A 13,011-nucleotide genomic window follows, 5' to 3' on the forward strand; every position below is an offset into this window, starting at 1 on the left:
AGCGAAGCGGCCGAAGCCAACACCGCGCAACGCGGAAGAACGCCCACCGCAGTAGTTTTTCAACGGCCTGATAAGCCGAGGCAGACGTATTTGATTTCGAGGAATTCCTCGAGACCGTATTTCGAGCCTTCGCGGCCGATGCCCGATTGCTTGACGCCGCCGAAGGGCGCCGCTTCATTGGCGATCAGGCCGACATTCACGCCGACCATGCCGTATTCGAGCGCCTCGGCGACACGCCACACCCTTCCCAGATCGCGGGCATAAAAATAGGCTGCTAGGCCATATTCGGTGGCATTGGCCAGCCGGATCGCCTCGGCCTCGTCCTTGAAGCTGAACAGCGGCGCCACCGGCCCGAAAGTTTCCTCGCGCGCGCAGCGCATCTCGGGCGTGACGTCGGCGAGCACCGTCGGCTCGAAAAAGGTGCCGCCCCGGGTGTGACGATGGCCGCCGGTGAGCACGCGCGCGCCTTTGGCCACGGCATCATCGATATGGGCCTCGACTTTGGCGAGCGCCTGGGCATCGATCAGCGGCCCAAGGCTTACGCCTTCCTCGGTGCCGGCGCCGACTTTCAGTTCGGCCACCCTTGCCGCGAGTTTGTGCGCAAACTCCTCGTAGACGCCTTCCTGGATCAGCAGCCGGTTGGCACAGACGCAGGTCTGGCCGGTATTGCGGTATTTCGACGCCATCGCCCCGGCCACCGCGGCATCGACATCGGCATCGTCGAAGACGATGAACGGCGCATTGCCACCCAGTTCGAGGGAAATCTTCTTCAGCGTCGGCGCACACTGCGCCATCAACATCCGGCCGACTTCGGTCGAGCCGGTGAAGGAGAGCTTGCGCACGGTCGGATTGGCGGTGAGCTCACCGCCGATGACCGGCGCGTTCGCGGCTGAAGCCGTGACGATGTTGAATACCCCGGCCGGGAAGCCGGCGCGCTCGGCCAGTACCGCCAGCGCCAACGCGGTGAGCGGCGTCTGCTCGGCGGGCTTCACCACCACGGTGCAGCCGGCGGCAAGGGCCGGGGCGACCTTGCGCGTGATCATCGCGCAGGGGAAATTCCACGGCGTGATCGCCGCACAGACGCCGACCGGTTGTTTGAGCACCAGCAGGCGCTGGTGGGCAGTGGTTTGGGGGATCACGTCGCCATAGGCGCGCTTTCCTTCTTCCGCGAACCATTCGACGAAACTGGCGGCATACAGCACTTCGCCCCGGGCTTCCGCCAAGGGCTTGCCCTGCTCGGAGGTCATCAAAAGCGCCAGATCGTCGGCATGGGCGACGATCAGATCAAACCACTTCCTCAGGATCGCGCTGCGCTGCTTGGCGGTCAGTTCGCGCCAGGCCGGCCAGGCCGCATTGGCCGCCTCGATCGCGCGGCGCGTCTCTATCGCGCCCATGTCCGGCACCTCGGCCAGCTTTTCGCCGCTGGCTGGATCGTAGACCGCCACGGTGGCGGCGCTGTCGGCGTCGATCCAGGCGCCGCAGATGAACGCCTGCTGGCGGAAGAGATCGGGATCGCGCAATTGCATGGTCTTGCTCCTTTTTTTCGTGGGCTCGATGATGAGTCTACCGGAACACAATCCTTACATGCGCTGGCTTTTTCCGCTCGCCCTGCTGCTCCTCGTCGCCGGCTGTGGAACGCTCACCCAGGTGCCGCCCGCATCCCGCAACGTCATTTGGGAAGACCGCCAGCCAGTCGATCCACGTGCCCATGAGGTGGTGATGTTCGCGCTGGGTTTGCTGGACACCGGCTATCGCTTCGGCGGCAAGAACCCGGACGCTGGCTTCGATTGCAGCGGCATGGTCAGCTATGTCTTCGAGAAGGCCGCCGGTATGCGGCTTTCTGGTTCGGCCGCCGACATCGCGCAACAGGGCCGGCCGGTGAATGGCGAGGGCTTACGCCCCGGCGATCTGGTGTTCTTCAACACCCGCAACCAACCCCATTCGCATGTCGGCATCTATGTCGGCAATGGGCGCTTCGTGCATGCGCCTTCGAGCAACGGCAAGGTACGCATCGACAGCCTCATGTCCGGCTGGTTCGCGACACGCTTCGAAGAAGCACGCAGCTATTTCGACTGAGCTTGTGAAAAAATTCGTCGCGAGCGGGCCGATGGCAAGACGCACGGAGCGCAGCGAACGAGACATCCATATAGGTAGGCGAGGGAGCGACAACGAAGTTGCGGCGAAGGCTCACTTTGGCTTTGCCGAGGTTAAGCGAAGCGGCCGAAGCCAACACCGCGCAACGCAGCCAGCGGCACGCGCAGCAGAATTTTTCACGAGCGCTGACGCAGGGCATTGCGCGCCACCCGATACACCGTGCCACATGGCAGCCGGATCGATTTTGGGCGGGTGAGATCGTGGTTGCGCCAGATCGCAGCGAGCCAGAATAGGCCGCCGAATGCGGCGCCTGCCAAGACGAACAGAAGTGCGACGAGGCCGAACAGATAAGGGCCGGCATAGAACGGCAACGCGCACAACAAGCCAGCGAGCGCGCCAAGCAGCGTGAAGCGCCAAAGTTCCCATACGCCATGCCGGCAACAGTAATACAGTGATGGCAGACCGACCACCAGCACGCTGACGAAGACACCCCACGCGCCACAGCCGGCAGCGCAACCTCCCTCACCCGGTCCCAACCAGAAGATCAGTCCAGCGAGCAGCCCCGCGGCACCAAACAGGGCTAGCATGACGCGACGCATTCCATCCCTCCTCCCCCGGCAGATTTTCCAGGCTATGGCCGGGATGGAGGGATTGTGCCACGGGTTGGATGTCGCTCAGTAGACCGTCACCGGTTGCCAGCCTTCCGGGCAATAGGGCACATTCGGATAGTAGGCTTGATAGCTCTGGCAGAACCAGGCGGTACGCGGCGGAAGGGGTGGTGGCGGCGCCACGACCACCGCCGGGGCGGCGACGACCGGCCGCGGTGGCATGATCGCAACGAGGGCGCTGCCCAGCGCGATCCCGCCCAGCAGCCAGGCCAGTGGCGCGGCACGATGCAGGTGATGGTGGTGATGCTCGACCGGTGGTCCATAGTAACGCCCATGACCGTGCGGACCGGCCTGCGCGGGCAGGGAAGTCGCCAGTAGGGCGGCGGCGGAAGCGATGGCGAGTTTTTTCATGGGGGCTACCTCCTGCTCCCTACAACGCCGTCCCGCCACGAGCTGCTGACAATGGATTTGTAAGGTTTTGTGTCATAGCCCGTGCTGCCTGAACCAGGCGATGAGTCGCTGCCAGCCATCCTCGGCCGCATCCTTCCGATAGGTCGGACGGTAATCGGCATGGAAGGCGTGGCCCGCCTCTGGATAGATCACGATCTGCGAGCGTCCGCCCGCCTTTGCAAGCGCTGTTTTCATCGCCTCGACATCGTCGAGCGGGATGCCCTGATCCTTGCCGCCGTAAAGGCCGAGCACTGCGCCCTCGATTTCGCCGGCAATATCGAGCGGCCATTGCGGCGTGCGTTCATTGACCTCGCCGTCGATGCGGCCATACCAGGCGACGGCCGCCTTGACGTTCGGATTGTGAGCGGCATACAGCCAGGTGATGCGGCCACCCCAGCAAAAGCCGGTGATGCCCAACCGGCCCGGATCGCCGCCGTTCTTCGCCGCCCAGGCTGCACAGGCATCGAGATCGGCCAGCACTTCCTTGTCCGGCACTTTCGCGACGATCGCCGAGAGGATCTCCTGCACATTGGTCATCTTCTTCGGATCGCCATGACGGAAAAAAAGCTCCGGCGCGATCGCCAGATAACCGAGCTTGGCGAGCCGCCGGCAGACGTCGGCGATGTATTCATGCACGCCGAAGATTTCCGAGACGACGAGGATGGTCGGCAGGTTTTGGCCGCCTTCGGGCTGCGCCCGGTAGGCCGGCAGCTCGCCCACCCGGATTTCGCCGGCAGCCAGCCCACTACTGTCGGTTTTGATCGCACTCTGCGCGATGACCGGCTGGACGGCCAGCGCGAAGCCGGCACCGAGCGCAGTGGCGACGAAGCCACGACGATCCAGCTTCGCGGCCGGTAACAGGCTGTCGAAATCGGGGTTATCGCTTTTCTTCATGGGGTTCTCCTCTCTCCGCTGGATGCTTCATGAATCTGGGTTCAGATCAGCACGATATCGTACTGCTCCTGCGTATAACTCGGCTCGGCCTGCAACGACACATCCCGGCCGATGAAATCGGAGAGCATCGCCAGCGCCTGCGATTCCTCGTCGAGAAACAGGTCGATCACCGCCGGTGAGGCGAGCACGCGCATTTCGCGCGCATCGAACTGGCGAGCCTCGCGCAGCAGCTCGCGCAGGATTTCATAAGCAACGGTCTGCGCGGTCTTGACGACACCGCGTCCGCCGCAGGTCGGGCAGGGTTCGCAGAGGATCTGGGCGAGCGATTCGCGGGTGCGCTTGCGGGTCATCTCGACCAGGCCGAGCTGGGTAAAGCCGTTGACCGTGATGCGCGTGTGGTCGCGTGCGAGCGCCTTGTTCAGCTCGGCGAGCACGGCGCTGCGATGCTCGCTCGATTCCATGTCGATGAAATCGACGATGATGATGCCGCCGAGATTGCGCAGCCGCAGCTGGCGCGCGATGGTCTGCGCCGCTTCGAGGTTGGTCTTGAAGATCGTGTCGTCGAAATTGCGCGCACCGACGAAGGCGCCGGTATTGACGTCGATGGTGGTGAGCGCCTCGGTCTGGTCGATGATCAGATAGCCGCCGGACTTGAGATCGACGCGCCGCGCCAGCGCCTTCTGGATCTCGTCCTCGACGCCGTAGAGATCGAACAGCGGCCGCTCGCCAGTGTAGTGGGTCAGCAATGGCGCCAGCTGCGGCATGAATTCCTGCGCGAAGGCGAGCAGCTTGTGGAAGTTCTCGCGCGAATCGACGAGGATGCGGGTCGTCTCCGCACCGGCCAGATCGCGCAGCACGCGCTGGGCGAGGTTGAGGTCGTGGTGCAGCACCATCGGCGCGTTGCCGTTTTGCGCCCGGTGGCGGATTTCCTGCCAGAGGCGGCGCAGATAGGCGATGTCGGCGGCAAGCTCCTCGTCGGAAGCATTCTCGGCCATCGTGCGCACGATGTAGCCACCGGCCTCGTCCGGCGGCAACAACTGCTGGATGCGCTCGCGCAGCCGCTCGCGACCGGCTTCGTCTTCGATCTTTTGCGAAATGCCGATGTGCCTTTCCTGCGGCAGATAGACCAGCAGCCGGCCGGCGAGCGAGATTTGCGTCGACAGGCGCGCGCCCTTGCCACCGATCGGGTCTTTGAGCACCTGCACCATCAGCGTCTCGCCTTCGCGGATCAGGCGTTCGATCGGCCGCCCGTTGCCGTTCTTCTCGCCGAAGATGTCGGCGACGTGCAAAAAGGCGGTGCGCTCCAGGCCCACCTCGACGAAGGCCGACTGCATGCCGGGCAGCACGCGCACGACGCGGCCGAGATAGACGTTGCCGACGATGCCGCGGCCGCCGGCCCGCTCGATGTGCAGCTCCTGCACGGCGCCTTGCAGCATCAGCGCGACGCGCGTCTCCTGCGGCGTGATGTTGATCAGGAATTCTTCGCTCATATCGGATAACCAAGATCGCGCAACAGGAGCGCCGTCTCGCACAGCGGCAAGCCGGCGATGCCGGAGAAACTGCCGCGGATTTCCGCGACGAAGATCGCCGCGCGCCCCTGGATGCCGTAGGCGCCCGCCTTGTCGTGCGGCTCACCGGTCGCGACATAGCGGCGCATCTCCGCATCGGTGAGCTCACGGAAGCGTACTTCGCTGATCGATAAGCGCGATTCGATGCGCGCCTGATAGGCTACCGCCACCGCCGTCAGCACGCGGTGGGCGCGGCCGGACAGGCGGCTCAGGATCGCCAGCGCGTCGGCAGCGTCACGCGGCTTGCCGATGATTTCGCCGTCGAGATCGAGGGTGGTGTCGGCGGCCAGCACGATGCGTTGCGGCAGATGGCGCAAGGCCTGGAGCCGCTGGCCGAAACGCGCCTTGGCCAGCGCCACGCGCAGCGCATACGCTTCGGGCGCTTCACCGGGCAATGCTTCCTCGCTGATCTCGGGGTCGCTGCGCGGTCCGCCGCGGAACGGCAGCAGATCGAAGCGCACGCCGATCTGCGTCAAGAGCTCACGCCGGCGCGGGCTTTGCGAGGCGAGATGGATGCGCGCATCGAGCGTAGCCATGTCATTCGCGGTGGTAGGGATGGCCGGCGTTCAGGCTCGCGGCGCGATACAAGGCCTCGGCCAGCACCACGCGCGCCAGACCATGCGGCAGCGTCAGCGACGATAGACGCAAGGTTTCGTGAGCGGTGTCTTTGAGCGCCGGATCGAGGCCATCGGGGCCACCGATCAGCAAGGCGACATCGTCGCCGCCGCTCATCCATTCGGCAAGCCGGCGGGCGAGCGAGCGCGTGTCGAGCGCTGCGCCGCGCTCGTCGAGCACGACGCGGCGGCAGCGGACAGGCAGCGCCGCTGCGATGCGTTTCGCTTCCGCCGCCATCATGGCAGCCACCGTCTTGCCGGTGCTGCGCGGTTCGGGCCTGATTTCGATGAGTTCCAGCGGCAACTCGCGCGGCATGCGTCGCGCGTATTCGGCGAAGCCGGCGTTCATCCAGTCCGGCAGGCGTGTGCCCACGGCGACCACGACGAGTTTCACGCCTGCCGGGCGGCCGGCGCAGCGCGCTTGGGCCGGGTCTGCCAAAGCGATTCGAGGTCGTAATAGGCGCGCGTCTTCGGCAGCATCACATGGCAGACGAGATCACCGCAATCGACCAGCACCCAGCTGCCTTCCTCCTCGCCTTCGACGCCGAGGATCTCACCGCCGGCGGCGCGCACTTTCTCCTCGACGTTTTTCGCCAGCGCGCGCACCTGGCGGGTGGAATCGCCCGTGGCGATGACGATGCGCCCGAACAGCTCGGAGAGCTTACGGGTGTTGATGACCTCGATGTCCTTGCCTTTGACGTCTTCGAGCGCCGTGACGACGATGCGCTGCAATTTGCGGATGTCCATGAATCAGTCGCGATAAAGGTGATGGCGGCGAATATAGTCGAGAACCGCCGGCGGCAGCAATTCGAGGAGCCTAGCGTCGGACGCGCCGGCAGCGATCAGCCTCCGCACCTCGGTGGCCGAGACGGTACCGGCGATGAGCTCGAAGGCATGGATGCCGCCGGCAGGCGCATGCGAAAAATCGGCGCTGGAAAGACGGCAGCGGCCGAAGAGATCGGCAAGCTGGCCGGACAGCCCCGTCAGCGGAAAGCCCGGCCGGGTCGCCACTGCAATGTGGGCAAGCCGGAGAATGTCCTCCCAGCGGTGCCACTTGGGCAGCCCATAAAAGGCATCGGCGCCCATCAAGAGCACCAGCGGCCGATCGGAGCCATAGTGCCGGCGCAGGCGCTCGAGCGTATTCACCGTGTAGCTCGGCAGCGCGCTCTTCGCCTCGCTGTCGTCGAGCTGATAGCGCGGCTCACCGGCGATCGCCAGCCGCACCATCGCCAGCCGGTCCTCGACGCTCGCCCGGGGCGGGGCACGATGTGGCGGATGGCCGGCAGGAATCCAGCGCACCTTGACCAGCCCCAGCCGGTCGAGCGCGGCCAAGCCTAGCGCGAGATGCGCCCGATGCACCGGATCGAAGGTGCCGCCCATGATGCCTACGGCATCATTGCTGGCGGTGCCGAGCGGCTCAAGCATGCGTTGCGTCGGCGGCCGTGAAGATGTCCCGGTAGCTCGCGTAGATGCTCGCCGTCAGCACCGGCGCGACGAGGAAGACGAGGACCATGCGCAGCACGACGAACGCGGCGGAGAGCGCCATGCCGGAGATCTGCGCCACGAGAATCAGGATGAAGCCGGGCAGGATGCCGGCGACAATGATGGCCGCCAGCGAGAACATCACCATCGCGCGCCAATTGCGCAAGGAAGCGACGGTGCTGAAAAACAGTGATTTCGCCGGCGTGACGCTATCCCAGCCGACCAGGAAGGGCGCGAACCAGAAGGCGATGATCAGCGGCGTGGCCAATAACAGCACTTGCGCGAGTTTGCCGAGTACTGCCGCCTGCATGGCGGGATCGACCGGGGCATCGGGCGCGTCGGACAGCAGCGCGTTCGCGAAAGGGTCTTCGCCGCCGCCGATCAGGGTCGCGAACAGCACGACCAGCAGCGCGCCAGCAAGTTGCAGTCCGCCCAGTCGCAGCAGCGCGGGAAAGTTGTTGTCACGGCCGGAGAGCCCGGCGAGCAGCGCTCTCTTGCTTGGAGGCTGTTGCCGGTCGACGATGCGGCAAGCATTGGCGACGGTCAGCGTCATCGCCGGCAGCAGCACTGGCAGCAACACGGGTCCGATCAGCGGCAGCAGCGCGAACAGCTGCACGGCGAGCAGATAGACGAGCGTGACGGCCGTGATCAACGGCGGGTTGCGGCGAAACAGCCGGAACCCTTCGAACAGCCAGAAAACGCCGCGGGCCGCGGGCAGGAGACGCGCTTGCATGGCCCAGCGCGGTGACTCAGAAAGTGTGGATGACCCACATCGGCACGGACATCCCCTTGTCGACGATCGCGGCATCCACCGGCGCGAAGGTGCCGGTGCCGGTGCGATCGACGAGGTAATAAGGCTTGCCGTGCGCCGGCGTCACCTTGATCATGTAAAGCCGTCCGTTGATCCGGAATTCCTCGACCTTGTCCTCCCCCTGCTTGCGGATCGTCACCTGGGGCTCGAGCGTGGCGTCGTCGATGAGGCCGGGCGGAGGGGGCGGCGGCTCAGGCAGCGGCTCGAGCGCAGGCTTCGTCTGGGCAAAGACAGTAGCAAAGCAACCCAGCGCAAGAAGCGCGAGGGCATTACGAAGCGGGTGAAATTTCATGGACTACCTTTCATCACGCGGCGAGGCGGTGCTCGATCGCAGCGCGGCACAGATCAGGAATGTAAGCACCCTCGTCGAGGGAGGGGAAATAAAGATCGAAGCCGCCGCCTTCGACCCGCACGTCGGAAAGATCGGCCTCCTCCGGCAGGCCCAGAGCGGCGACCGGAATCGCGATTTCGCCATCACCTTGCAACGAGAGCACGAGGCGACGCAAGACACGGTCGTAACGCGCGGCGACGGCTCGCGGTTCGCGACGACGCAGCGCCTCGCCGCGCTCGAAGGCGCGCGCGATGGCTTCGTCAAGCGGTTCCATGCATCCGTCTCCAGGCTTCGCACAACATCGTTTGGTTGGCCGCGATGGCGCAGGTCAATTCCTTCAATACGTCGGGACGAATGCCGAAAGCAGAGATTGGCAGCGGCATCCCGCCTGCGCAGTTTAACCCAGATTGTCCATTAGACCGGGCTGATTCGCCATGAGCATTCGATACGATCATTTCAACGCCCTACGCGGCGGTTTTCGAGCTGCGGGCGGCATTTTTGCGCCCCCGCTCCTCGCCAATAAACATGGTTATTGGCTCGTCGCGGAAACGCAAACCTGCTCGCCCTCGCCTTCGAAACCCGCTCGCGTTCCAATGGACAATCTGGGTTTAAGGCAATTTTCGCCCGGCCGCCCGGGCCCGACGACATGCACATGAGGCGGGGGATGGTCGAGCGAGTACATCATGATGCGCCAGCCCGCGATGCGCAGCAACGTGCCCATCAGAGATTGAGCAGCAGATCGTGTTCGGCCGGAATACGCTCGAAGCCGCGCCCTTCGTAGTGCCGGAAGATCGCCGCGACGATCTCTTCCGGCTCGTCGATGATCTGGATCAGCTCCATGTCTTCCGGGTTGATCATGCCTTCTGCCACGAGGCGGCCGCGGAACCAGTCGATGAGCCCGTCCCAGAAGCCGTTGCCGACGAGAATCAGCGGAATGCGCGGCGACTTGTTGGTCTGGATCAGCGTCAGCGCCTCGACCAGCTCGTCGAGCGTGCCGAAGCCACCGGGCATCACCACATAGGCGCTGGCAAAGCGCACGAACATGTACTTGCGGGCGAAGAAGTGACGGAAGGTCTGCGAGATGTCCTGATAGGGGTTGGCTTTCTGCTCCATCGGCAGCTGGATGTTCAGCCCGATCGACGGGCTCTTGCCGAAGAAGGCGCCTTTGTTGGCGGCCTCCATCACACCTGGACCGCCGCCCGAGATCACCGAAAACCCGGCATCGGACAAGAGCCGCGCGATGCGCTCGGTCATCCGATACCACGGCGAATCGGGCTTGATGCGTGCGGAGCCGAAGATCGACACCGCCGGACGCACCGCTGCCAGACGCTCGGTCGCCTCGACGAACTCTGACATAATGCCGAATACCCGCCAGGCCTCGCGCGCCGAATCGGCGGGTGCGGCCAGCCGGGGATCGGCGATCTTCGGCAATTTGTCTTTCGCGCTCATTTCTTCCGCATGCTCCTGCTCGTAGACGGTTCGTCGTATTTATACCGCGCTTTTCACGCCCTGCCCGATCTGAAAAGCCGCACTGGCCAGCCCACCGGGGCAATCTATGGCGTGATCAACATGCTGCGCCGCCTCGTCAATGACTATCCACAGGCGACACGGCGCGCCGTCGTCTTCGACGCCAAGGGCAAGACCTTTCGCGAGGACTGGTATCCGGAATACAAGGCGCACCGGCCGCCGATGCCCGAAGAGCTCGTCGCTCAGATCGAGCCGCTGCATGCGCTCATCCGCGCGCTCGGCTGGCCGCTTCTGTGCATCGAAGGGGTGGAAGCCGACGACGTGATCGCCACGCTCGCCACACAAGCCGCCGCGCAAGGAGAAGACTGCGTGATCTCCACCGGCGACAAGGATTTGGCCCAGCTCGTCGATCGCCACATCACGCTGGTCAATACCATGACGAACGAAAAGCTCGACGTTCCCGCCGTAGAGGAAAAGTTCGGCGTGCCACCGCAACGCATCAATGATTATCTGGCGCTCGTCGGCGATGCGGTCGACAACGTGCCGGGGGTGGCCAAGGTGGGCCCCAAGACCGCGGCGAAATGGCTGCAGCAATACGGCTCGCTCGATGCCCTCATCGCGCATGCCGATGAAATCGGCGGCGTGGTCGGCGAAAACCTGCGCAAGCACCTCGACTTCCTGCCGCTGGGCAGAAAGCTCGTCACCGTCGTGCGCGATCTCGATCTGCCGGCGCTCGATCTTACGCCCACGGCGCCGGACATCGACAAGCTCAGGGCGCTGTATGCCGAACTCGACTTCAAGAGCTGGCTTGCCGAGCTGGACAGCAGCAAAGCCGGCGCGGCCGAGACGGCACCGGCGCCACTCGATCCCGCCCACCCCGACCGCTCGGCTTACGAATGCATCCTCACCGAGGCGCAGCTCGATGCGTGGCTGGCGCGCATCATGAGCGCCGAGCTCGTCGCCTTCGATACCGAAACCACGGCGCTCGATCCGATGGCCGCGAAACTCGTCGGCCTGTCGTTTGCCATCGCGCCGGGCGAGGCCGCCTATTTGCCGCTTAGCCACAGTTACGCCGGCGCACCCGCACAGCTGCCACTCGAGGCGACGCTGGAAAAGCTTCGCCCCTGGCTCGAATCGGCGCAGCACAAGAAGCTCGGCCAGCACCTCAAGTACGACCGCCATGTGCTGGCCAATCATGGCATCGACCTGTGTGGCGTGCATGACGACACGCTGCTCGAATCCTATGTGCTCGAAGCGCACGAATCGCACGAGCTCGGCGCATTGGCCAAACGCCATTGCGGGCTCGCGACGATTTCCTACGATGAGCTCACCGGCAAGGGTGCTAACCGCATCTCCTTCGCGCAGGTGCCGATCGAGCGCGCCACCGCCTATGCCGCCGAGGATGCCGATGTGACGCTGCGGGTGCATCGCGTGCTCGCCCCACGTCTTGCCGCCGAAGAAAGGCTCGAGCGCCTCTATCGCGAGATCGAGCTGCCGGTCGCCGAAATCCTCTTCCGCATGGAGCGCCATGGCGTGCTGATCGACACCCGGTCGCTGGCCGAACAAAGCGACGCGCTCGGCCGCCGGCTCCTCGAAATCGAAGCCGAGGCCCATATGCTCGCCGGCCAGCCGTTCAACCTCAACTCGCCGAAGCAGCTCGGCGAAATCCTCTTCGAGCGACTCAAGCTTCCGGTGCTGAAGAAAACCCCTTCGGGCGGCCCTTCGACCGACGAGGAGGTGCTCGCCAGGCTCGCCGAGGATTACCCGCTGCCCAAACGCCTGCTCGAACACCGCAGCCTGGCGAAACTGAAGGGCACTTACACCGACAAGCTGCCGAAGATGGTCAATCCCGTCACCGGTCGCGTGCATACGAGCTTCTCGCAGGCCGTGGCGGTGACTGGCCGGCTTGCCTGTGCCGATCCGAACCTGCAAAACATCCCGATCCGCACTCCGGAGGGCCGCAAGATCCGCGCCGCCTTCATCGCCCCGCCGGGGTGCCGTCTGGTGAGCGCCGATTATTCACAGGTGGAGCTCCGGATCATGGCGCATCTGTCCAATGATGCGGGGCTACTCGACGCCTTCGCCCGCGGCGAAGACATCCACCGCGCCACCGCCGCCGAGGTGTTCGGCGTGACCCCCTTGGAGGTGACCAGCGAACAGCGCCGCGCCGCGAAGGCGATCAACTTCGGCCTGATCTATGGCATGAGCGCCTTTGGACTGGCCAAGCAGATCGGCATCGAGCGTGGCTTGGCCCAGGCCTATATCGACCGCTATTTCGCGCGTTATCCAGGGGTGGCGCGTTACATGGAACAAACCCGCACAAAGGCGCGCGAGCAGGGCTTCGTCGAAACGGTGTTCGGTCGAAGGCTTTGGCTGCCGGAGATTCGCTCAGGAAGCCAAGGGCGCCGCCAGGCTGCGGAACGCGCCGCGATCAACGCGCCGATGCAGGGCACCGCGGCAGACTTGATCAAGCTGGCGATGATCAACGTGCAGAACTGGTTGGATGCGGAAAAGCTGCGCTCGGTCCTGATCCTGCAAGTGCATGACGAGCTGGTGCTCGAAGTGCCGGAAGACGAGCTCGAAGTCGTGAAAGAGGCCTTGCCGAAGCTGATGAGCGGAGTGGCCAAGCTCGCCGTGCCGCTCGTCGCCGAAGTCGGCGTAGGCCGCAACTGGGACGAGGCGCATTGAGCTG

Annotated in this window: 16 protein-coding genes; 2 read left to right on the plus strand and 14 right to left on the minus strand. The window is 64.7% G+C overall.

Going from position 1 to position 13,011, the window contains the following annotated elements; translation table 11 throughout:
* Nucleotides 1-59: 59 nt before the first annotated feature.
* On the minus strand, nt 60-1,526 hold the full coding sequence (locus EL335_RS12295) for an NAD-dependent succinate-semialdehyde dehydrogenase (protein ID WP_126447320.1): 1,467 nt from the start codon (nt 1,524-1,526) through the stop codon (nt 60-62).
* Between EL335_RS12295 and EL335_RS12300 the strand changes: the two genes are divergently transcribed.
* On the plus strand, nt 1,525-2,076 hold the full coding sequence (locus tag EL335_RS12300) for a C40 family peptidase (RefSeq protein WP_284155368.1): 552 nt from the start codon (nt 1,525-1,527) through the stop codon (nt 2,074-2,076). The two genes, EL335_RS12295 and EL335_RS12300, sit on opposite strands and share 2 nt — an antisense overlap.
* Before the next feature lie 194 nt (nt 2,077-2,270).
* Here EL335_RS12300 and EL335_RS12305 read toward each other — a convergent pair whose 3' ends face one another.
* From EL335_RS12305 to EL335_RS12365, 13 genes are all read right to left on the minus strand, one after another.
* Nucleotides 2,271-2,693 (minus strand): hypothetical protein, encoded by a 423-nt coding sequence (locus EL335_RS12305; RefSeq protein WP_126447322.1) that lies wholly within the window; start codon nt 2,691-2,693, stop codon nt 2,271-2,273.
* 75 nt (nt 2,694-2,768) lie between these two features.
* On the minus strand, nt 2,769-3,113 hold the full coding sequence (locus EL335_RS12310; RefSeq protein ID WP_126447324.1) for a hypothetical protein: 345 nt from the start codon (nt 3,111-3,113) through the stop codon (nt 2,769-2,771).
* A gap of 72 nt (nt 3,114-3,185) precedes the next feature.
* Entirely contained in the window at nt 3,186-4,046 is an 861-nt protein-coding gene (locus EL335_RS12315; RefSeq protein ID WP_126447326.1) for a dienelactone hydrolase family protein, read from the minus strand.
* Between the two features lie 41 nt (nt 4,047-4,087).
* The gene (gene rng, locus EL335_RS12320) at nt 4,088-5,536 is read right to left on the minus strand and encodes a ribonuclease G (protein WP_126447328.1); all 1,449 of its coding nucleotides are present in this window, start codon (nt 5,534-5,536) and stop codon (nt 4,088-4,090) included.
* On the minus strand, nt 5,533-6,150 hold the full coding sequence (locus EL335_RS12325; protein WP_126447330.1) for a Maf family protein: 618 nt from the start codon (nt 6,148-6,150) through the stop codon (nt 5,533-5,535). Before EL335_RS12325 ends, rng begins: the two co-directional genes overlap by 4 nt.
* A gap of 1 nt (nt 6,151) precedes the next feature.
* Nucleotides 6,152-6,622 (minus strand): 23S rRNA (pseudouridine(1915)-N(3))-methyltransferase RlmH, encoded by a 471-nt coding sequence (rlmH, locus tag EL335_RS12330; protein WP_126447332.1) that lies wholly within the window; start codon nt 6,620-6,622, stop codon nt 6,152-6,154.
* A complete protein-coding gene (gene rsfS / locus EL335_RS12335; RefSeq protein ID WP_126447334.1) occupies nt 6,619-6,975 on the minus strand; it encodes a ribosome silencing factor in 357 nt (118 codons plus the stop codon). Before rsfS ends, rlmH begins: the two co-directional genes overlap by 4 nt.
* Nucleotides 6,976-6,978: 3 nt before the next feature.
* The gene (nadD, locus tag EL335_RS12340) at nt 6,979-7,653 is read right to left on the minus strand and encodes a nicotinate-nucleotide adenylyltransferase (protein ID WP_284155369.1); all 675 of its coding nucleotides are present in this window, start codon (nt 7,651-7,653) and stop codon (nt 6,979-6,981) included.
* Entirely contained in the window at nt 7,646-8,443 is a 798-nt protein-coding gene (locus EL335_RS12345) for a BPSS1780 family membrane protein (RefSeq protein WP_126447336.1), read from the minus strand. The genes nadD and EL335_RS12345 overlap by 8 nt, the downstream gene beginning before the upstream one ends.
* A 16-nt stretch (nt 8,444-8,459) precedes the next feature.
* Nucleotides 8,460-8,813, minus strand: a complete 354-nt coding sequence (locus tag EL335_RS12350; RefSeq protein ID WP_126447338.1) for a DUF2782 domain-containing protein — start codon at nt 8,811-8,813, stop codon at nt 8,460-8,462.
* 13 nt (nt 8,814-8,826) lie between these two features.
* Complete coding sequence (locus EL335_RS12355) at nt 8,827-9,126, minus strand: hypothetical protein (RefSeq protein ID WP_126447340.1); 300 nt, start codon at nt 9,124-9,126, stop codon at nt 8,827-8,829.
* Nucleotides 9,127-9,381: 255 nt separating this feature from the next.
* Entirely contained in the window at nt 9,382-9,573 is a 192-nt protein-coding gene (locus EL335_RS14600; protein ID WP_126447342.1) for a DUF4160 domain-containing protein, read from the minus strand.
* Nucleotides 9,573-10,301 (minus strand): LOG family protein, encoded by a 729-nt coding sequence (locus EL335_RS12365; protein ID WP_126447344.1) that lies wholly within the window; start codon nt 10,299-10,301, stop codon nt 9,573-9,575. The genes EL335_RS14600 and EL335_RS12365 overlap by 1 nt, the downstream gene beginning before the upstream one ends.
* Nucleotides 10,302-10,310: 9 nt before the next feature.
* On the opposite strand from EL335_RS12365, the gene polA reads away from it, so the two are divergent.
* Complete coding sequence (polA, locus tag EL335_RS12370; protein ID WP_126447346.1) at nt 10,311-13,007, plus strand: DNA polymerase I; 2,697 nt, start codon at nt 10,311-10,313, stop codon at nt 13,005-13,007.
* Nucleotides 13,008-13,011 lie beyond the last annotated feature (4 nt).

It is taken from the genome of Sulfuricystis multivorans (genome assembly GCF_003966565.1).
Lineage (GTDB): Bacteria > Pseudomonadota > Gammaproteobacteria > Burkholderiales > Rhodocyclaceae > Sulfuricystis > Sulfuricystis multivorans.